At 33.7% G+C, this 22,283-nt stretch carries 20 protein-coding genes and 1 other RNA gene; all 21 read left to right on the top strand.

The window, feature by feature from the left end; genetic code table 11:
* Window positions 1–117 precede the first annotated feature (117 nt).
* Entirely contained in the window at window positions 118–996 is an 879-nt protein-coding gene (locus K1X44_04605) for an EamA family transporter (protein MBX7146571.1), read from the top strand.
* A 1-nt stretch (window position 997) separates the two neighbouring features.
* The gene (locus K1X44_04600; GenBank protein MBX7146570.1) at window positions 998–1,726 is read left to right on the top strand and encodes an N-acetylmuramoyl-L-alanine amidase; all 729 of its coding nucleotides are present in this window, start codon (window positions 998–1,000) and stop codon (window positions 1,724–1,726) included.
* A gap of 31 nt (window positions 1,727–1,757) precedes the next feature.
* An RNA gene (gene rnpB, locus K1X44_04595) (RNase P RNA component class A) lies at window positions 1,758–2,129 on the top strand.
* 312 nt (window positions 2,130–2,441) lie between these two features.
* Window positions 2,442–2,906, top strand: a complete 465-nt coding sequence (locus K1X44_04590; GenBank protein MBX7146569.1) for a division/cell wall cluster transcriptional repressor MraZ — start codon at window positions 2,442–2,444, stop codon at window positions 2,904–2,906.
* Between the two features lie 2 nt (window positions 2,907–2,908).
* On the top strand, window positions 2,909–3,868 hold the full coding sequence (rsmH, locus tag K1X44_04585) for a 16S rRNA (cytosine(1402)-N(4))-methyltransferase RsmH (protein ID MBX7146568.1): 960 nt from the start codon (window positions 2,909–2,911) through the stop codon (window positions 3,866–3,868).
* Window positions 3,861–4,286 carry a hypothetical protein gene (locus K1X44_04580; protein ID MBX7146567.1) on the top strand — a complete coding sequence of 142 codons (426 nt, stop codon included), beginning with the start codon at window positions 3,861–3,863 and terminating at the stop codon, window positions 4,284–4,286. The genes rsmH and K1X44_04580 overlap by 8 nt, the downstream gene beginning before the upstream one ends.
* On the top strand, window positions 4,283–6,001 hold the full coding sequence (locus K1X44_04575) for a penicillin-binding protein 2 (GenBank protein ID MBX7146566.1): 1,719 nt from the start codon (window positions 4,283–4,285) through the stop codon (window positions 5,999–6,001). The genes K1X44_04580 and K1X44_04575 overlap by 4 nt, the downstream gene beginning before the upstream one ends.
* Window positions 6,002–6,005: 4 nt before the next feature.
* On the top strand, window positions 6,006–7,481 hold the full coding sequence (locus K1X44_04570) for a UDP-N-acetylmuramoyl-L-alanyl-D-glutamate--2,6-diaminopimelate ligase (GenBank protein MBX7146565.1): 1,476 nt from the start codon (window positions 6,006–6,008) through the stop codon (window positions 7,479–7,481).
* Entirely contained in the window at window positions 7,471–8,871 is a 1,401-nt protein-coding gene (locus K1X44_04565) for a UDP-N-acetylmuramoylalanyl-D-glutamyl-2,6-diaminopimelate--D-alanyl-D-alanine ligase (GenBank protein MBX7146564.1), read from the top strand. Before K1X44_04570 ends, K1X44_04565 begins: the two co-directional genes overlap by 11 nt.
* A 4-nt stretch (window positions 8,872–8,875) precedes the next feature.
* Complete coding sequence (gene mraY / locus K1X44_04560) at window positions 8,876–9,955, top strand: phospho-N-acetylmuramoyl-pentapeptide-transferase (protein ID MBX7146563.1); 1,080 nt, start codon at window positions 8,876–8,878, stop codon at window positions 9,953–9,955.
* The gene (gene murD / locus K1X44_04555; protein MBX7146562.1) at window positions 9,956–11,341 is read left to right on the top strand and encodes a UDP-N-acetylmuramoyl-L-alanine--D-glutamate ligase; all 1,386 of its coding nucleotides are present in this window, start codon (window positions 9,956–9,958) and stop codon (window positions 11,339–11,341) included. It begins immediately after the preceding gene.
* A complete protein-coding gene (locus K1X44_04550) occupies window positions 11,338–12,471 on the top strand; it encodes a putative lipid II flippase FtsW (GenBank protein ID MBX7146561.1) in 1,134 nt (377 codons plus the stop codon). Before murD ends, K1X44_04550 begins: the two co-directional genes overlap by 4 nt.
* On the top strand, window positions 12,471–13,595 hold the full coding sequence (murG, locus tag K1X44_04545) for an undecaprenyldiphospho-muramoylpentapeptide beta-N-acetylglucosaminyltransferase (GenBank protein MBX7146560.1): 1,125 nt from the start codon (window positions 12,471–12,473) through the stop codon (window positions 13,593–13,595). Before K1X44_04550 ends, murG begins: the two co-directional genes overlap by 1 nt.
* Window positions 13,592–15,016 (top strand): UDP-N-acetylmuramate--L-alanine ligase, encoded by a 1,425-nt coding sequence (gene murC, locus K1X44_04540; protein MBX7146559.1) that lies wholly within the window; start codon window positions 13,592–13,594, stop codon window positions 15,014–15,016. Before murG ends, murC begins: the two co-directional genes overlap by 4 nt.
* A gap of 2 nt (window positions 15,017–15,018) precedes the next feature.
* Window positions 15,019–15,954, top strand: coding sequence for a UDP-N-acetylmuramate dehydrogenase (murB, locus tag K1X44_04535; protein MBX7146558.1), 936 nt, complete (start codon window positions 15,019–15,021; stop codon window positions 15,952–15,954).
* A 15-nt stretch (window positions 15,955–15,969) separates the two neighbouring features.
* The gene (locus tag K1X44_04530) at window positions 15,970–16,902 is read left to right on the top strand and encodes a D-alanine--D-alanine ligase (GenBank protein MBX7146557.1); all 933 of its coding nucleotides are present in this window, start codon (window positions 15,970–15,972) and stop codon (window positions 16,900–16,902) included.
* A complete protein-coding gene (locus K1X44_04525; GenBank protein ID MBX7146556.1) occupies window positions 16,890–17,813 on the top strand; it encodes an FtsQ-type POTRA domain-containing protein in 924 nt (307 codons plus the stop codon). Before K1X44_04530 ends, K1X44_04525 begins: the two co-directional genes overlap by 13 nt.
* 18 nt (window positions 17,814–17,831) lie before the next feature.
* Complete coding sequence (gene ftsA / locus K1X44_04520) at window positions 17,832–19,094, top strand: cell division protein FtsA (GenBank protein MBX7146555.1); 1,263 nt, start codon at window positions 17,832–17,834, stop codon at window positions 19,092–19,094.
* Between the two features lie 46 nt (window positions 19,095–19,140).
* On the top strand, window positions 19,141–20,679 hold the full coding sequence (ftsZ, locus tag K1X44_04515) for a cell division protein FtsZ (protein ID MBX7146554.1): 1,539 nt from the start codon (window positions 19,141–19,143) through the stop codon (window positions 20,677–20,679).
* A 173-nt stretch (window positions 20,680–20,852) separates the two neighbouring features.
* Window positions 20,853–21,650: an outer membrane protein assembly factor BamD gene (locus K1X44_04510; protein MBX7146553.1), complete on the top strand. Its 798-nt coding sequence runs from the start codon at window positions 20,853–20,855 to the stop codon at window positions 21,648–21,650.
* A gap of 3 nt (window positions 21,651–21,653) precedes the next feature.
* On the top strand, window positions 21,654–22,283 hold a 630-nt coding region (locus K1X44_04505), incomplete at its 3' end, for an AAA family ATPase (protein ID MBX7146552.1).

Genomic DNA, 22,283 nt, shown 5'->3' with positions numbered 1-22,283 from the left:
ATATTGGTTTGAGTGTTAATTAATTTATCCAAATTATATTAATTGTGGTTATAATATAAATATTTTAATCTTCCAAGAAAATTTCATATTATATTCTATAAATCAGAGATTATTATTTTGTCATCAAAACTTTCTTTTTTTCATTTTATTACTTTATTATCGGTATCATTAGTTTGGGGCGCAAATTTTGCTGTTGCAAAAATTGGAATGATAAATTTTCCCCCTATAGCTTTTCTAACATTACGTTTTATAGGTGTAGCTTTTGTTCTTATTCCTTTTACGAGAATACCGAGAGAATATTTTCTAAAAATTTTCTTTCTTTCTTTTACCTTATGTCTTATTCATTTCGGATTTTTATATGCTGGTATTAAACAATTAGATGTTGCAACTTCATCCATTGTTGTCCAGCTTCAAGTTCCAATAGCTGCTTTACTTTCTAAATTTTATTTTAAAGAAAATTTAACTTTAAAAAATATTTTGGGTATGCTTTTAGCTTTTTTGGGTATTGGAATTATTGTTGGAGAGCCCAAATTACAAGGTAATATTTTACCTATTATTTTTGTTATTATTGCTGCAACTGCTTGGGCATTTTCTAATATTCAAATGAAAGATATCGGCCAACATGTTGACCCCATGACTTTAAATTGTTGGATTGCTGCATTTGCGTCACCCCAACTAGCTTTAGCATCATTTTTCTTTGAACATAATCAACTTAATGCCATTCTACAAAGTGATTATAAATTATGGCTTGCCCTTATCTATCAAATATTATTTGCTACCTTATTGGGGTATGGACTATGGTACAGTATGATAAAAATTTATTCTGTTAACAAAGTTATGCCTTTTACTTTTCTTATTCCTTTTTTTTCTGTTCTTTCAGGAATTATTTTTTTAAACGAAAAATTAACATTAAATATTATTCTTGGTGCTATATGTATACTAACAGGCATAGCTTTAATCATATTTTATAGCCATAAGGTTAATACTGTTCAATAATATGTATCCTGATCTTATTTTTCACCCTTCCCCGAACTTTAATTCAAGACCTATAGGCCAAACTATTAATATTTTGCTTATCCATTATACTGGTATGCAAAATGGTTCTGTTGCGTTGGATCGTATGTGTGATCCTCAATCCAAAGTTAGTGCCCATTATATGATTGAAGAAAATGGAGATATTTTTGCGCTGGTTGAGGAAAAAAACCGTGCATGGCATGCAGGTATAGGTGGTTGGCAGAACGAAGATAATATTAATAACTGTTCAATAGGTATTGAATTAGTTAATCCTGGACATAAATTTGGCTATAGGCCCTTTCAAGAAAAACAAATGATATCTTTAATTAATTTAGCTAAAAAAATTCTAGCCAGACATCCTATACCCCCACGCCATGTTTTAGGTCATTCAGATATTGCTCCCTTACGTAAAGAAGATCCAGGTGAACTTTTCGATTGGAAAAGGCTCGCAGACAATGGTATTGGCTTATATCCTGATGATACATTTATACATAAAGATAAAAATTTATATGAATGGAAAAATGATATATATCAATTAAAATGTAATTTAAGAAAATTTGGATATATTTTGGGAATTAACTCTATATATGATGATGAACTTAAAGCGGTTATTACAGCTTTTCAAAGACATTTTCACCCTCATATATGTGATGGTCTGTGGAACGAAGAATGTCAAAATAAATTGATTAATTTACTTATGCAAATAAATTGACGAACATCATTAAAAGACCTACATATATAGGAAAGACAGGCGGATAGCTGCTTTAAATTTTATGTTTGAAGAGGAAAGTCCGGGCTCCATGAATGTATGATGCCGGATAACGTCCGGCGAGGGAAACCTTAGGGAAAGTGCCACAGAAAAAATACCGCTATTATTAGTAAGGGTGAAAAGGTGTGGTAAGAGCACACCGCGTTTTTAGTAATAAAAACGGCAGGGTAAACCCCATCAGGAGCAAAACCACATAGGGATGTTTGGTTGTAAAACCTAGTGTACATTCACACTTTCATCCGGGTAGGTTGCTTGAGGTTGTTAGTAATAACAATCCTAGATGAATAGCTATCTTAGAAGAATTTTTTCTTTTAAACAGAACCCGGCTTATAGCCTGTCTTTACTTTTCCGGCTTATTAAAGCCTTGTCTTTTACTTTAAGATACAGTCTTACTGTCAAATTTGTTCTCTTATATTCACTTTATATTTATTTTTTATTCTCACATAAAAAATTTATTATTTTGATTCTATTTTTGACCTTTTACTTATTCATCAAAAATAAAAAAACCATATTATTTCACTTTATTACAAAAATAATCATGTAATTAGATGAAAATCTTTAATTTTCCAGCTATTCCCATTGACGCCCATCTAATCCCATGATATCCCATTATAGTAGATATTTTTAATCACAACTCTATAGAGTGTGGGGAATTTTTATGGGGTTATTTATTGATACATTTTTTAATAAGATTGATCGTAAAGGTCGTGTATCTGTTCCCGCCCTGTACCGTTCTATATTAGCCTCTCAATCTTTTCAGGGGATTATTGCTTTTCCGTCTTTTAAACATCCAGCCATTGTATGCGCAGGAATAGATTGGTTTGAAAAATTAAATACCAATCTTACCCATGTAAATCTTTTTTCTGACGCACATGATGATTTTACTGCAACTTTGTTTGCTGATGCAAAACAGCTTTCTTTTGATAGTGAAGGTAGAATTATTATTCCAGAAAGTCTTATTCAACATGCTCTTCTTAAAGATGTTTTTGCTTTTGTGGGACGTGGCCAAATATTCGAAATATGGCAACCAGAAATATTAGAAAAACATAAAAGCCAAGCTAGAAAACGTGCCTTAGACAAAGGACATACTTTAACCCAATCATTTGAACAGGATAAGAAATAACCATGCTTCATATTCCTGTATTACTTAAAGAAGTTATTGCGGGGTTACTTCCCAAAGATAATGGTTTTTATATTGATGGAACATTTGGTAATGGGGGATATTCTTGTGCCATTTTAGAAGCTGCAAATTGTCATGTGCTTGCCATTGATCGTGATCCAGAGGCCATCAAAAACGGACAATCTATTGTTCAACGTTATGCAGGACGATTATCGCTCATTAAAGGACGATTTAGCGATATGTTCAAGATTCTTCAAACTCAACAAAAATCTTGTGCTGATGGTATAACTTTGGATTTAGGCGTTTCATCCATGCAACTTGATCAAGCTGAGCGTGGATTTTCTTTTCAAAAAGATGGTCCACTTGATATGCGTATGGAAAAATTTGGGCCAAAAGCTTCTGATCTTATTAACACAATGCCCGAAGAAGAACTTGCCAACATTATATTTGAATATGGTGAAGAACATAAATCAAGACAAATTGCAAGGGCTATCGTGCAAGCAAGACAAGAAAATAAAATTTTACGCACTGAAGAACTAGCTAACATCATACGTAAAACTTTACGCCCCTACTCTTCCCCAAATTCTAAAATAGATTTGGCAACAAGAACTTTTCAAGCTATACGAATTTATATTAACGATGAAATGAACGAATTAGAAAAAGGATTAGATGCGGCCGAACAAATATTATGCCCTTATGGCAGGTTGGCTGTAGTTAGTTTTCATTCTTTAGAAGATAGAAAAGTAAAAAAATTCTTACGACAACGAAGTGATAATCAAACATATGTCAACAGACATACACCAGAAACATTACCCTCTTTTAAAAAAACTTTTAGACTTCTCTCTAAAAAAGCAATTACAGCAAGTTTAAATGAAATAAGAATAAATCCGCGAGCTCGTTCTGCTAAACTTAGACTTGGGGAAAAATTACCACCATCCTTAAATAGGGTAAATTCTCATGACTAAAATTGGAACATTGATTTGGTTAATTTTAGCAATGATTGCAGGATTTGGATTATTCCACATTAAATATCAAGTACAGCAACTTGAATCTGAACTTAAAGAGATATATAGCCAAATTGATCAAAATCAAACAGCAATCCATGTATTAAATGCAGAATGGCATTATCTAACAGAACCAACGCGTTTAAGAAAGCTTTCTGAAAAATATCTTGATGCGTCTCCTCTTATACCATCCCAGATGATAGCACTTCAAGAGTTTAACTCTCCTGCTTTTATTGATAATGTAAATAAAATTGGCCCTGAAGAGCAAAATAATAAAATGCTTAATCAAAATGTTAATCGTAATTTAAATTCATCAAAAAATTTTAAGAACGAAAAACAAAATACTAAATCATCCTCATTTAAACAGAAAAAGCCATGAAAATTTCTTCTAATAAAATGGCGTATCCTTCTTATATCCATCATAGATTAACTATTGATCCTTTGGATATACAAATACAACGGCAATTAGAAATAAGTCGTACACGTTTATTAGTCATTAGCGCCATTTTTGCCATCGGTTTTTTAACTATTGGCTTAAGGCTTGTTAATGTTACGTTGGCAAACAGTACGGATGACTTGCAAAAAATTACTCATACCATAAGAAATGAACCGACCAATAAATATAGAGCTGATATTCTTGACCGTAATGGCATTGTTGTTGCAACAAGTTTACCTACAGCATCTCTTTATGCAAACCCAAAACAAATATTAAATGTTAATGAATCAATTAAAAAAATTTTAGAAATTTTGCCTGAATTAAATGTTAAAGAAATTAACAGTAAATTAACCCAAGACCGTAATTTTGTTTGGATCAAAAGAAATCTTACACCTCGCCAACATTATGCAATTAATAGGTTAGGATTACCCGGTTTTTACTTTAAAGAAGAAGAACACCGTGTTTATCCCCAGGGATCTTTACTTGCCCATATCGTTGGATATACAGATATTGATAATCATGGTCTTGCTGGTTTAGAGCGAGCTTTTGATCAAAAATTGAATGAAGAAAAAAATTCCATTCGACTATCTTTAGATACGCGTCTTCAATATATTATGCGCGATGAACTAGCAAAAACAATCAAGAATTTTAGTGCACAAGGTGGGGTTGGTATCATTTTGGATACCACATCACATGAAGTGCTTTCTTTAGTATCTCTACCTGATTTTGACCCTAATGCACCAGAACAAGCCCCAAGTGAAAACCGTTTTAATCGTGCAAGTTTGGGTGTTTATGAAATGGGTTCAACTTTAAAAATTTTTAATACAGCTATGGTATTAGATAAAGGGATTGTATCATTAAATGATGTTTTTGATACAAGTACACCTATAGTTATAGATAAATTTACTATTCATGACGATCATCCTCAAAATCGTTCTTTATCTGTAAATGAAATTTTTGCTTATTCTTCTAATATAGGTTCTGCAAAAATGGCATTACAGGCAGGTGCTAAAACACAATATGATTTTTTTAGTCATTTAGGTTTATTAAAACCCTTAATAAGTGAGTTACCTGAAATGGGTCGCCCTATTTTCCCTAAAGAATGGCGACCTATTAATATGATGACTATGGCTTATGGTCACGGGATTGCCATTACACCTTTGCATCTTATTAATGGTGTCGCCAATATTATTGGTGATGGTAATGATCGCAACCTTACTTTTATTTTATCTGAAGATTCTAAAAATAATCAGAATAGTTTATCCCAGATTGTTAAAGCTGATACTTCTGAGAAAATAAGAAATTTAATGAAATCTGTAGTTGATATGGGAACTGGAAAAAAAGCACAGACTTATGGCTATAATATTGGTGGAAAAACTGGAACTGCCAATAAACAACAAGGGCATGGGTACGACAAAGAATCACGTATTTCATCTTTTATTGGTGCATTTCCTATTGAGCAACCACGCTATACCATTTTAATTATGGTCGACGAGCCTAAAGGTAATGAAGCATCTGATAATTATGCAACTGGTGGGTGGGTTGCGGCCCCTACTTTTAATAGGGTGGTATCTCGTATAGCCCCACTGTTAGGTATTTTACCTAATTATACATTACCTAATACACCCAACTCATTACGTATTAGTTCGGTGGAGTAATAAAATGTACCTTAAACAACTTGTTTCTTTTAAAACAAATTTACACTTACATAATCCACATTTAAATATTAAGGGCGTCACAACAGATTCACGTAAAGTAAAAAAGGATTTTCTGTTTGCAGCTCTTAGCGGTTCTAAAACCGATGGTAATCTCTATATCCATGATGCTCTTAATCGTGGTGCAAGTGCAATTATTACACGACCCCAAAGTGATATTGAGATACCACCCCATATTGAAAAAATTGAAGATCCTAATCCACACAAACTTTTTTCACAAATTGCGGCTTATTTTTACAATGAACGTCCTGAATTTATTGTTGGTATTACAGGGACGAATGGCAAAACATCTACGGCAGATTTTATAAGACAATTATGGGCACATAAACATATCGAATCTGGCAGCGTTGGGACTTTAGGTGTTATCACAAATCATCATTACGAATATGGATCATTAACCACCCCTTCCCCTGAAGATCTTTATAAAATTTTACAAGATTTAAAATTACAAAATATTACCCATGTCGCCTTAGAAGCATCAAGCCATGGGTTGCATCAATATCGTTTAGATGGGTTGTTATTTAAAGCCGCAGGGTTTACAAATTTGACCAGGGATCATCTTGATTATCATAAAGATATGGCTTCTTATCAAGAAGCCAAAGCTCGTTTATTTAAAGATTTATTAGAAGAAAACGCCCCTGCTGTTTTAAATATAGATGATCCTGCTTTTGATTATTTTAAAAATATATGTCAAAAAAATAAACGTACTGTCATTACCTATGGAAAACATGCAACAGATATTCAACTTATTGATCAAAAATTAACTGCTCAAGGTCAACAATTATCTTTAAAAATATTTGATCAAAAAATTGATACTTTTTTTCCAGTAGCAGGAAATTTTCAGATTTATAATCTTTTATGTGCGTTAGGACTTGTTATAGGGACAGGTACCAAAGTTGCAGATGCCCTATCCGCTATACCAACTTTAAAAAGTGTTCCTGGTAGAATAGAACTTGTGGGACAATTAAATAATCAAGCATCTATTTATATTGATTATGCCCACACACCTGACGCATTAGAGACAATTTTAAAGGCTTTACGTCCTCATACAGATAAACAGCTTATTGTCGTATTTGGTTGTGGTGGTAATCGTGACCGCGGTAAGCGGCCCCAGATGGGATCTATCGCAGATAGACTAGCAGATAAAGTTATCGTAACAGACGATAATCCGCGTCATGAAAATCCAAACCATATCCGCAAAGAAATTTTAGCAGCATGTAAAAAAGGTATAGAAATTGCAAATAGAGAACAGGCTATTTATAAAGCTATAAATATGCTTCATAGCCAAGATATTTTAGTTATTGCAGGTAAAGGTCATGAGACAGGCCAAATCGTTGGGAATACTGTTCATCCTTTTGATGATAAAGTAATTGCCAATCAAGCAATCCTAGAAAAAAACAAAGGAAATATCAATGTCACATGATATTCTTTGGACCAGTCAAGATATCAAAAAAATAGTTCATGGCCATATAGAAAGCCAATGGAATATAACAGGTATTTCTATAGATAGCCGTACCACAAAACCTGGCGATCTATTTATTGCACTTAAAGGCCCAACCCATGATGGGCATGATTTTGTTTCTTTAGCATTACAGAATGGTGCGTGTGCAGCTCTTGTTGAGCATAATCTTAATCATATAAATAAAGATCATTTATTAGTTGTCGATGATACATTTAAAGCTTTACATGAATTAGGTAAAGCAGGACGCGCACGTTCTCATGCAACTATTTTTGGTGTAACTGGAAGTGTTGGTAAAACAAGCACTAAAGAGGCATTACGACATTGTCTTAGTGTTCAGGCAGAAACTTATGCAAATATGGCAAGCTATAATAACCATTGGGGAGTACCATATAGCCTTGCATCCATGCCCATATCTGCCCGATATGGTATTTTTGAAATGGGTATGAACCATTCAGGTGAAATTAGCGTTTTAACTAAGTTAGTTTTACCCCATATTTCTATCATTACCACTATAGAGGCAGTTCATTTAGAGTTTTTCAAATCAAAAGATGATATAGCATCAGCTAAAGCAGAAATCTTTGATGGGATGAATAAAGATGGTATTATTTTATTGAACAAAGATAATCTGTATTATGATTTTCTAGTACAAAAAGCAAAATTTAAAAATATTCAACATATCTTTTCTTTTGGTACAAAAGAACATACAGATATACGTCTTCTTTCCTATGAAACCAGTAACAACCAAAATGTAGTTAAAGCAGATATTCTAGGTCAAATATTAACCTATAATTTAAATATGACCGGTAACCATTGGATTATTAATAGTCTTGCGGTATTGGGTGCTATTAAACTCGCTAATGGTGATATCAATCTTGCCGCACAAACACTTGCTAGTTTTGAATCTCTTAAGGGGCGCGGACAACGAATAAAAATTTTATTAACTCAGGGGAGCTTCGAAATTATTGATGAAAGTTATAATGCCAGTCCAATTGCAATGAAAGCTGCCCTTGGGACATTAGGTAAAAATAAAAATAGCAACCATCGTCTTATTGCTGTTTTAGGTGATATGCTTGAACTTGGGGAAACAGGTCCCCAATTACATAAAGATTTACTTGACCCTATTTTAGACGAAAAAATTGATTTAGTTTTTGCTTGTGGGCCATTAATGGAAAATCTTTATCAAAAACTTCCCCTATCTTTACAAGGAGGTTATAGCAAAGACAGCAAAAATCTTATTCCTGATTTAATAAAAAATATTCAATCGGATGATATTATTTTAATAAAAGGATCATTAGGAAGCAAAATGGCGCCGATAGTCCAAGCATTAAAAGAACTAGGAAAGGGGTTATAATAAAATGTTATATAATTTGCTTATCACTAAAGTGGATATACTGCATTTATTTTACAATCCATTCCTACGTGGTTTTTGTGCTTTTATAAGTAGTTTTTTATTTTCCATGATATTAGGTGAACCAATTATTCAATGGTTAAAAAGTAAACAAAAGCAAGGCCAACCTATAAGAAATGATGGACCAGAAGCCCATCTTACCAAAAAAGGGACACCAACTATGGGTGGGATTCTTATTTTACTTACTTTTATTTTCAGTACATTTTTATGGGCGAATTTAAGTCATATTTATATATGGTTGACTGTACTTATAGGTTTGGGATTTGGATTTATTGGTTTTATGGATGATTACAAAAAGTTAACAAAGCAAAGTAGTTATGGCATACCAGGGAAAGTTCGCTTAGGATTAGAAATAATATTATCTGCGGTAATCATTTTTTTAATTTTAAATGAAATAGCATCTGAAACGCGCCATACTCTATCCTTGCCCTTTATAAAAGATTTTGTAATTAATCTAGGATGGTTTTTTATACCATTAGCAATTTTCATTGTGGTTGGTTCTGCTAATGCTGTTAATTTAACTGATGGGCTCGATGGGTTAGCCGCGGGTCCAATCATTATAGCTTTGATATCTTTTATTATTATCATCACAACAAGTGGTATAGTATTTACGGATAAAATTTTAACAATAGAAACAACAGAAAAAAATATAGAATTAATTGTTTTATGTTGTGCGCTTATAGGTTCAGTTTTTGGATTCTTATGGTTCAACGCACCACCTGCCATGGTTTTTATGGGTGATACAGGTTCTCTGTCGTTAGGTGCTATTCTTGGTACACTTAGTATTATAACTAAACATGAATTAGTGTGGGCAATTATGGGTGGATTATTTGTGATTGAAACTTTTTCGGTGATCATTCAAGTCTTATATTTCAAACGCACCCAAAGAAGAGTTTTTTTAATGGCACCTTTACATCATCATTTTGAAAAAAGAGGTTGGCCTGAAACAAAGGTTGTTATCCGATTTTGGGTCATAGCTTTTTTATTTGCTAGTTTAAGTTTAATTTCATTGGTTGTACGCTTATAAATGATCAATATTCAAACATACAAAAATAAACATATTGCAATTTTAGGTTTGGGTAAAACTGGCCTTTCAGCTGCCCAGGCTTTACATAAAAGTGGGGCAATAATTTATACATGGGATGATCATCAAGGAAAAAGAGATGAAGCAAAAAAACAAAATATTCCCCTTGTTAATCTTTATGAAGTGAATTGGAAAAACATTGATACGTTACTTTTAAGTCCTGGCATTCCTCATACCTATCCGTTCCCTCATCCACTCACAAAAGTGGCACAAGACAATCATGTTCAAATCATTTGTGACATCGAATTGCTTATACAAAATCAGCCGCACGCAACATATATCGCAATTACGGGGACGAATGGAAAATCAACAACAACAGCACTTATAGGCCATATATTAAAATATGCAGGTTTAAAAGTTGCAGTTGGTGGAAATATTGGCCATCCTGTACTTGATCTTCCAGCGTTAGAAGAGGATGGTTTTTATGTATTAGAACTTTCTTCATATCAATTAGAATTAATTAAAACACTAAAATTCAATATTGCCATTCTTTTAAATATTACCCCAGATCATCTTGAACGACATGGGAATATGGAAGGTTATATTGCAGCAAAAAAAAGAATTTTTTCTGGGCAGCATCATAATGATTTTGCCATTATTGGATTGGATGATGCTTTTTGTACAAAAATCTATGCCCAATTACAACATGACAGCCAACAAAAATTATTAGCTATCTCAAATATAAATAACCCAACTTGTGATGTATTTGTTGATGATGGTATGCTTATCCATAAGGTATCAAATAACAGAAAGCCTATTCTTAATCTTAAGGAATTATCAAGATTGCCTGGCCAACATAATTGGCAAAATATAGCTGCTGCCTATAGCACATGTATACCTCTTGGCCTTTCTACAAAACAAATTTGCGACGGGATAAAAAGTTTTCCTGGATTACCCCATAGGCAAGAATTGATTACGACAATAGATCATGTACGGTTTATTAATGATAGTAAAGCAACTAACGCTGATGCCACTGCTAAAGCTTTATGTTGTTACAACAATATATATTGGATCGTTGGTGGTAAACCCAAAGAAACAGGTCTCCAAGGATTGGATGTTTACTATCCTAATATTTTACATGCTTTTTTGATTGGTGAAGCTGAAGAAGATTTTTCCAAAGTACTGGAAGGAAAACTTCCTTTTACTTTATGCCATACTTTAGATCATGCCGTAAATTTTGCATCTAAAATGGCATTCAAAGAAAAATCTGATATTAATATTCTTTTATCACCAGCATGTGCTTCCTTTGATCAATTTGCAAATTTTGAAGAACGTGGGGATATTTTTCGCCAATTAGTTTTAAATTTACAAAAGGAACATACACGATGAGCCGTTTTGATCGCACTGATCGTAGTATTTTAGGTCGTTGGTGGTGGACAGTGGACCATTGGACAATGTTAGCTGTTATTATTTTAATTAGTTTTGGTGTTGTTTTGGCTTTAGCCGTAAGTCCCGCAACAGGTGCGCGTATTGGTGTAGATGGATTTTATTTGGCTAAACATCAGGTCAGTATTTTACCTTTAGCTTTTGCTTTAGTTTTTGTTATTTCGCTATTAACCCCTCGTCAGATCTGTTATTTAGGGTGTGTTATCTTTTTTATTGCCTTGATCTTAACATTCTCAACATTAATTATTGGTGCAGAGATTAAAGGTGCCAAAAGATGGCTTAATATATTAGGCAATTCCATTCAACCTTCTGAATTTCTAAAACCCAGCCTTGCCATTATTACAAGTTATCTTTTAACAAAGCAAAATCATAAGGGTTTAGAAAGTGGTTGGATGACCCATCATATCATTTCTGTAACTTTTTATGGATTGATCCTATTTATTTTATTATGTCAACCTGATTTAGGGATGAGTTTTGTTATTTCTGTTATTTGGTTTTCACAAATTTTTCTAGCAGGACTACCTTTAAGATGGGCTGGCATCCTTGGCGGATTAGGTATTGTCTTACTCTTTGTTTCATATCTGACTTTTCCGCATGTCACTGTACGTATTAATGGGTTTCTTAATCCGGGTTCTGCTGATACATATCAGGTTGATCGCTCCTTAGAAGCGTTTTCTGTTGGTGGATTATATGGCTTAGGACCAGGAGAGGGTATTATAAAAAAACATCTTCCTGATGCGCATGCAGATTTTATTTTTGCAGTTGCTGGTGAAGAATTAGGATTACTTGCATGTCTGTTAATTGTCGGTATTTTCTTTTTTATTATGTTAAAATCTATTTCAAGACTTTTAAAAGAAAATAATCTTTTTGTTCTTTTAGCTGGAACTGGTTTAGTTGTTAATTTTATTTTACAAGCCATCATTAATATGGCATCTGCGCTTCATCTTATCCCTACAAAAGGTATGACGTTACCTTTTATCAGTTATGGCGGATCATCTTTATTAGCAACTTCTCTTGGTATGGGTATGCTTTTAGCCCTTACCAGAAGACGTGCTTCATCTGGAGCTATATAATGCCCGTAGAACAAGCAAAATATAACATTGTTATTGCTGCAGGTGGTACGGGTGGTCATATGTATCCAGCTGAAGCTTTAGCAAAAAGTCTCTTAGATAAAAATTTTAATGTTAATCTCATTACCGATCAAAGAGGTAAAGCATTTAGTGATAAATTACCCCAGGTACATATTTACAAAATTAGCGCTGGGGGTATCGCTGGAATTAATTTGTGGCGAAAAATAAAATCACTTTTACTTCTTGTTCAAGGATATTGGGAAGCACGTTATTTATTGAAAAAAATATCCCCTGCTGTTGTCATTGGATTTGGTGGGTATGCATCAATTCCAACAGTATTAGCTGCAACACATTTAAAAATTTCAACACTTATTCATGAACAAAATGCTGTGTTAGGCCGAGCCAATCGCGTTCTAGCCAATAAGGTTGATATTATTGCTTTATCTTTGAAAGAGACCAAAAAAATTGGCGGAAAAAATACAAATAAAACAGTACTTGTAGGTAATCCAGTACGCATGGAATTTGTCCGGCCCACATTTTCTTATAATTTTAACAATGAAGTAATTAATATTTTGGTCACTGGTGGGAGTCAAGGCACACGGTCCTTTTCTAAACTTATACCTATGGCTATCGATTTGCTTCCCAAAGATATAAAACAAAGAATAAAAATAACACAGCAATGTCGATCTGAAGATATAGAAACGACAAAACAACATTATAAAGATTTAAATATAGATGCCACTCTTGCACCATTTTTTTATAATATTGCGGATCACCTTGAAAAAAGTCACTTGATCATTTGCCGTGCCGGTGCATCATCTGTTACAGAAATTATATCGATGGGTAGGCCTTCTATTCTCATCCCTTACCCTTATGCTATCGATGATCATCAAACAGCAAATGCGCAGGCTTTATGTATCCACGATGCCGCATGGATTATGCCAGAAAAAGAACTGACACCCCAAAAATTATCCGATCATTTACACTATCTTTTTTTACATCCAGAATTGTTAGAAAAAACTGCATATCAAGCTTGGTCTCTTGCTAAACCAGAAGCGGTACAATCAATTATTCATTTAATAGAACAAAAAATAAATTCATCCCTTAATATTGAAAGCACGACATGAAAACATTTCCACAAGATATTGGATCACTTCATTTTATAGGTATTGGTGGTATTGGGATGAGTGGTATTGCAGAAATACTTCATAATCTTGGATACCGTGTTCAAGGAAGTGATTTGGCTGAAAATTACAATGTAAGGCGTCTCCAACAATTGGGCATTCCTATTATGTTAGGACACAAAAGTGATAATATTAAAGGTGCTAAGGTCGTTGTTATTTCTTCTGCAGTTAAATCTGATAACCCAGAATTTGTTGCAGCAAGGGATAATTTTATTCCCATCGTTAAAAGAGCAGAAATGCTTGCTGAACTTATGCGCCTTAAATGGTCAATTGCTGTTGCAGGCACACATGGAAAAACGACAACCACTTCTTTAGTTGCATCCCTACTTGATGCCGGCCATCTTGATCCTACTGTCGTCAATGGCGGAATTATTAATAATTACGGAACCAACGCTAGATTAGGTAAAGGCGAATGGATTGTTGTCGAAGCCGATGAATCAGATGGCACATTTGTTAAATTGCCAGCCACAATCGCAGTTGTTACCAACATCGATCCAGAACATCTTGACCATTATGGGTCAATTGAATTAATGCATAAAGCTTTTGAAAATTTTATTACCAACATACCATTTTATGGCTGTGCAACATTATGTACCGACCATCCTATCGTTCAAACTATGATCCCTAAAGTTCAAGGTAAACGTATTATTACCTATGGTATGAATTCTCAAGCTGATATTAGAGCAATTGATATTGAAACAAAATCAAATGGATCTATTTTTGATGTTATTTTTGCAGATCATCTAAAAAATGGTGGCAAAAGATTAAAAAAATTACATCTCCCCATGATTGGTATGCACAACGTCCAAAATGCATTAGCGGCTATCGCTATTGCTAATGAATTGGATATTAAAGAAGAAAGTATTTATGAAGGGTTAAGCAAATTTGGTGGCGTTAAAAGAAGATTTACAAAAACAGGGGAAATCAATGGTATTACAATTATTGATGATTACGGACATCACCCGGTCGAAATTTCTGCTGTTTTAAGAGCTGCTAAAACAGCCGCAGATGGACGAGTTATTGCCGTGGTACAACCCCACCGTTATACACGTTTAAAAGATTTATTTGAAGAGTTTTGTACATGTTTTAATGACGCAGATCACGTTATTGTTGCAGATATTTATGCTGCTGGCGAGCAACCTATACCTAATATAAACCGTGATTATTTAATTGAAGGATTACGTGCACATGGACTACGTCACGTTGATGCTTTAAATAGTCCGGAAGCTTTAGCACCTCTTATTAACCAATTAGCACAAAAAGGCGATATGGTCGTTTGTTTAGGTGCAGGATCAATTACGAACTGGGCCTATGCTTTGCCTGATCAATTAAAAATTTTATACAATTCAAGTAAGAAGAATTAATGATGATATCATCTTCTCAAACACTTACTGATATTGAAAAATTGCCGCCGGTTAGGGGTAAATTGCTTAAAAATGCACCTTTATCTGATCTAACCTGGTTTCGTGTAGGCGGAGCTGCAGAAATATTATTTAAACCCGAGGATGAGCAAGACTTAATCCATTTTTTAAATTATAAACCTAAAAATTTACCGATCACTGTTATTGGAGCAACATCAAATTTATTAATTCGTGATGGTGGGATTAATGGCGTTGTCATTAAATTAGGAAAAAATTTTGCCCAAATGATATACGAAGAAAATACAATAATTGTTGGCGCGGCTTGTCTTGACGTTAGTGTATCCCGTTTTGCTTTAGATCATTCGCTTGCTGGATTGGAATTTCTATCTGGTATTCCAGGAACAATTGGTGGTGGGTTACGTATGAATGCTGGTGCTTATGGAAAAGAATTTTCTGACATTGTTTCAAAAGCCAAAGCAATAGATTTAAATGGACATATTCATCATCTAACTTTAAGTGACATGGGATTTAAATATAGACATTGTAGCATAGATAAAAGTTTTATTTTTCTTAATGCTCAACTTAAAGGATATGAAGATACATCTATTAATATTGCACAAAGAATGCAAGAAATTCAGGAAAAAAGAATTGGCACTCAACCAATTAGAGCTAGAACCGGCGGAAGTACTTTTGCCAATCCAGATCCTAATTTAAGTCATGGTAAAAAAGCATGGCAACTTATTGATGAAGCTGGGTGTCGAGGATTACGAAAAGGTGATGCGATGGTTTCTGAAATGCATTGTAATTTTCTTATTAATAATGGTGCAGCTACCGCAGCTGATATTGAAGAATTAGGGGAAGAAGTACGTCAAAGAGTTTTTGATAAATCAGGAATTATGTTACGTTGGGAAATTCAAATTTTAGGAAATAAAATTTTATGAAAAATGGTATAAAGTATGAATAAAAAAAATAAAAATATTCTAGTGATTATGGGTGGTCTTTCCAATGAAAGAGAAGTATCATTGGTTACAGGACTTGCGTGCCAAAAGGCACTTGAAGAAGCTGGATATCAAGTTCGTAGTTTTGATTTCAAACACAATATAAAAGACTTTTTGTCTGTTTTAGATCCCAAACCAGATGTAATTTTTAATGCTCTTCATGGAAGATTTGGAGAAGATGGTACAATCCAAGCGCTTTTAAATTTACTTGCCATTCCCTATACACATTCAGGTCTTTTAGCATCATCAATGGCCATGAATAAAGATATATCGCGCAGAATTTTTCATTCTATCGGATTACGTATTCCTGAAGGAAAAGTTTATAGTCGAAAAGAATTATTACATCCTAAAGAAATTATGCCAAGACCTTATGTCATTAAACCTATTAATGAAGGTTCAAGTGTTGGCGTAAAAATTTTCAAACAAGGGGATAATAAAATGCCTTTTGACGAAGGATCATTACCAGATGGTGATGAACTTTTAGTTGAACGTTTTATACCTGGACGAGAACTTACGGTAACAATTTTGGGAAATGAAGCTCTTGCTGTTACGGAATTAAAACCTAAAAGAGGTTTTTATGATTATGAAGCTAAATATAGTGAAGGCATTACAGAACACCAAATTCCTGCCCTTATACCCAAAGATGTTGAATTATTAGCTAAAGACTGGGCTTTAAAAGCTCATTATGCTTTGGGATGCCGAGGTGTTACAAGATCTGATCTACGTTATGATGATAGTAAAAATTCAACCGATGGGCTTTATATTTTAGAAATTAATACCCAGCCTGGCATGACACCTTTATCACTTGCACCGGAGCAAGCTTCTTACAAAGGAATAAATTTTGCACAACTCGTTTCTTGGATGGTGGAGAACGCTCAATGCGACAACTAAATCTTGCCAAACCATCTTGGACCGTTGGTCAATTAGAACGACGCCATCAAGGTATTACGCATCAAGCTATTAACAAATATGCTTTATACCATTCTTATTTTAGACTTTTATACCCTTTATTATCTCCTATATATAAAGTTGGTAAAATTTTACTCGCAATTCTATTAATATGGGGAATAGTTTTATTTATTCAATCTTCGTGGGTCCAGTCATATTCAAATACTTATTTAAATAAAATCATTAACATAAGCCAAAAGTTGGGATTTACCCTTGATAATATCTTAGTCGAGGGACGCCAACGAATTACCATCTCAGCTATTCTTAATAGTGTTGTTGCCAGTAAAGGTGATGCACTTTTAACTTTACCAATTAATCAAATCCAAGAAAATCTACATAAAAACCCTTGGGTAAAAAATATTAATGTTATTAGAAAATTACCTAACACTTTATTAATTAATATTACTGAATATCAGCCAACTGCTTTATGGCAAAAAGATAATGATTTTTACTTAATTAGTGAAGAAGGTACAATCATAACAAAAACTTCTATTGATAATTATAAAAATTTAACAATTATCAAAGGTGATCAAGCACCTATCAAATTTAATGATTTGAAAAATGCGCTATCAACTCAGAAAAATTTGGGACATACTATAAAATATGCAGAATTTATCAATGACAGACGATGGGACATATACCTTGATAATAATGTTCTTATCAAATTACCCGAAGATAATTTTAATAAAGGATGGCAAACATTATTAGAGCTCCAAGAACAATCTTCACTTTTAAATAAAAATGTTCAAATGCTTGATTTAAGATTAATTGATTATCCGCTTATTCGTTTTAACAACAAAGCAACTGCACTTATTAATTTACTAAATTCAAGAGCTAGCGAAAGTAAAAGTTAATATGGGAAATATTAAACTATGACAAGAAATCGGCATATACAATATAAACAACCTTTTGCAGCTTTAGATATTGGTACAAGTAAAGTTTGCTGTTTTATTGCCCGGGCAACTGATGATGCTCAATTAAAAATATTGGGGGTTGGGCAGCAAATGTCCCGTGGGTTACGATCTGGTAACATTATTGATATGGAAGCAACAGAAGCTGCAATATTAAATGCTGTCCACGATGCAGAAAAAATGGCTAATGAAACAATCAGAGACATTATTGTAAGCATATCAACAGGCCAACCCACATCATTAACAACAGAAATAGAAATTCCATTACTTGGTGAAGAAGTAACTTCCCAAGATATAAAACGTACTTTAGCTTTTGAAGATTATCATTTTAAACAAAATGATGATCGTTGGCTTATTCATGCTATACCTATTAGCTATAATTTAGATGGACACAAAGGTATTAAAGACCCCAAAGGTATGTTTGGGAAGAAATTAGCTGTCGATGTACATACTATTTCTGCAAATTCTACCGCAGTAAAAAATCTAACCCAATGTGTATCTAGGTGTCATCTTAATATAAAATCTTTAATCATTTCATCTTATGCCGCAGGCTTAGCTTCACTTGTAGATGACGAAATGGATTTAGGCGTTACTGTAATTGATATGGGAGGTGGTACAACAAAACTTTCTGTCTTTTTTGATGGTAATATCATATATACAGATCAAATTCCTATTGGTGGCAATCATGTTACGAATGATATTGCGAGAGGACTTTCAACACCTCTTGTATACGCTGAACGACTTAAAACTTTATATGGAAGCTGTATTTCTTCTCTTATTGATGAACAAGAAATTATTGATATCCCTTTAATTGGTGAAGAAGATTCCGAACAAATAAATCAAATTTCAAGATCAATTCTCGTTGGTATCATTCAACCAAGACTTGAAGAGACTTTTGAACTTGTAAGATCACGATTAGAATTAAGTGGTTTCAATAAAATTGCTGGTAGACGAGTGGTATTAACTGGTGGGGCAAGTCAACTAACAGGGGCACGAGAATTAGCATCCATCGTACTTGATAAAAAAGTACGTGTAGGACGCCCTTTGCGTCTTGTTGGGTTAGCGGATTCTATGTCTGGCCCAGCTTTTTCTACTTGTGCTGGATTGTTAATTCATGCCATGGAAGAAAATAAGAATTTATCTTGGTATAAAAATTATAATTTTAAACAAAAAGATACAAATTTACTTAACCGTCTAAGCCATTGGTTATGGAGTTTTCTATGAACAAAAAAATATTCTTAATTAAACACTAAAATAGCGGAGTTTTATAATGACTTTAAAATTATCAATACCTAATACAAAAAATACTAAAGAACTTAAACCAAAAATTACTGTTGTTGGCGTTGGGGGTGCTGGTGGCAATGCTGTGAACAATATGATACGCTCACATTTAGAAGGGGTAGAATTTATTGTTTGCAATACAGATGCACAAGCATTAACCCAATCACTATGTGAACGTCGCATACAATTAGGGACAAATGTTACCCAAGGATTAGGTGCAGGCGCAAGACCAGACATTGGGCGCGCTGCTGCAGAGGAAGTTCTTGATGAAATAGTTGACCAATTAAGAGATAGTCATATGGTTTTTATTGCAGCCGGTATGGGTGGTGGAACAGGTACAGGTGCCGCACCCGTCATAGCAAGAGCAACAAGAGAACAGGGAATATTAACTGTTGGTGTTGTTACAAAGCCTTTTCACTTTGAAGGATTACATCGAATGAGATTAGCTGAGAGTGGGATGAAAGAACTTCATCAATTTGTCGACACGCTTATTATGATTCCTAATCAAAATCTTTTTAGGATTGCTAATGATAAAACAACTTTTGCTGATGCATTTCATCTAGCTGATCAAGTTTTACATTCAGCAGTTCGGGGTGTCACTGATTTAATGGTTATGCCCGGGTTGATAAACCTTGATTTTGCTGACATACGTTCTGTTATGACCGAAATGGGTAAAGCTATGATGGGTACAGGTGAAGCTGAGGGAGAAGATCGTGCAACAGCCGCAGCAGAAGCTGCTATATCAAATCCCTTACTTGATGATGTATCCATGAAAGGCGCTAAAGGTGTTCTTATCAACATTACAGGTGGATCAGATATGACTTTATTTGAAGTAGACGAAGCAGCAAATCGCATTCGTGATGAAGTAGACCCTGATGCAAATATTATTTTTGGGTCAACTTTTGATCAAGAACTTACCGGAAAAATGAGAATCTCTGTTGTTGCCACAGGAATTGATAACCAAACGGAATCCAAAATCAACCCTTCAAATCCACCTAATACATTCATAAAAAAAGGTACTAAAAATTTGAAGGAAAAAACATCTTATAACGATAAAGGTATTCAAAATAGTATAAAAAATACCTCTAATCTTCCTGAATTATCATTTGATATGGATGAAGACGATCAAACTTTATTATCAAAACAAGAGAAAAATATCGCTTTAGAGGCAGAACCAGAAAATTTTGAAAAAAACGAAGATATATCTTTAAAATCTAATGCAAAACCAACCCAAACAAAACAGGTTCATGATAAACAACGCCGTAACCCAAGCTTATTTGCACGTGTAACAGGTGTTGCTGCATGGAATAAGCCATTTCAACAATCACCTGCTGTTACTGAAGAACCAAAATCATCTTATAAAGCCCCTAAAAATACTGCACCAACACGTTCTAATGTTCGGCATAATTCTTCAACAGCTGTTCAAGTAAAATTGGCAGGATTAGAGCCTTTTGAACAATCTTCTGCACAACGACAAGATGAAGAATTGTTAGAGATTCCTGCTTTCTTAAGAAGACAAGCTAACTAATCTCTGTTAATATTTTAGTGTTTATGACTTTCCCGCTCTTTTAGAGCGGGATTTTTTTATTTTATTGATAATATAATGATCAAATTCTTGAAATACAAAAATATTAGCCTATTATAACGGTATAAGAACAAAAATCAAAAATTTAGAAACTAAGATTCAAATTTTAGGTACGCATGTTTTCTTTAATAAAAAGGTTTATTTTTATAGCACTTTTGATTATCCTTACGGGATGTTCAAGCTCAGATGAAGATACCTATGTAGAAAAACCAGCTGAAGATATTTATACAGAAGCATATCAAGCTTTTAACAGCCAAAAATATGGTCAAGCAGCAAATCTTTTTGATGAAGTGGAAAGACAACATCCTTATTCTACGTGGGCAATCCAAGGACAAATAATGTCGGCTTATGCACATTATCAAGCCCAACAATATGATGATGCTATTAACACTTTAGATCGATTTATAAATCTTCATCCTGGCCATCGTTATGCCGCTTATGCCTATTATTTAAAAGCTTTATGCTATTATGATCAGATTGTTGATATAGGACGTGATCAAAAAAATACGCAACTTGCCCAAGCTGCTTTAACAGAACTTATTAATCGGTTTCCCCGCACATCTTATGCAAAAGATGCAACTTTAAAATTAGATTTAGTTCGTGACCATTTAGCTGGTAAAGAAATGGAAATTGGCCGTTACTATCTTAAACGTAAACAATATCTTGCAGCTATTAATCGGTTTCGCCAAGTAATTCAAACATATCAAACGACAACCCATGTACCAGAAGCCTTACATCGTTTAACAGAATGCTATCTAGCATTAGGTATTAACGAAGAAGCCCAAGATTCTGCTGCTGTTCTTGGACATAATTTTCCCGGAAGTGATTGGTATGAAGATAGTTTTAAACTTTTAGCTAATCTTAATTTAATTCCAAAAAATAAACCAAATTCTTGGCTTAATCAATTTTTCTGATCTATGTTAACACAACTTATTATTAATAATTTTATTCTTATTTCCCACATGGAAATAAATCTTGATTCTGGATTTACAGCCATTACAGGTGAAACAGGTGCGGGAAAATCTATTTTATTAGAAGCATTAAACTTTGCCTTGGGAGCTAAAACAGATACTTCCGTCCTTAAACCTGGTACAACACAAACAAGCGTTAGCGCTTTATTTACATTACCTAAAAACCACATTGTATATAATATATTAAAAGAACAAGATTTACCCAATCATGATCATCTTATTTTAAGAAGACATATGAATGAAGATGGACGGAGTCGTGTTTTTCTTAATGATCAAACCATAAGCCTTAATTTATTACGTCAAATTAGCAAAATACTTATAGAAATTGTTGGTCAATTTGAGCATCAAGATTTAAATAAGCCTGATACACAGCGTTATTTACTTGATACATATAGTTCTCTTGAAAAAGAAATTGAAGATACAAGAAAATCCTATTCTTTTTGGCAGGAAAAAGAAGAAACTATACGCCAATTAACACGTGAATTGGATCATTTAAATCAAGAACAAGATTATCTTCAGCATATTGTTAAAGAATTATCAGATTTTTCGCCAAAAATTAATGAAGAAAAAGAATTG

It is taken from the genome of Alphaproteobacteria bacterium (assembly GCA_019695395.1).
Lineage (GTDB): Bacteria > Pseudomonadota > Alphaproteobacteria > JAEUKQ01 > JAIBAD01 > JAIBAD01.
Note: the sequence above shows the minus strand (reverse complement) of the source record. Positions and strands in the feature narration are given on the sequence as shown.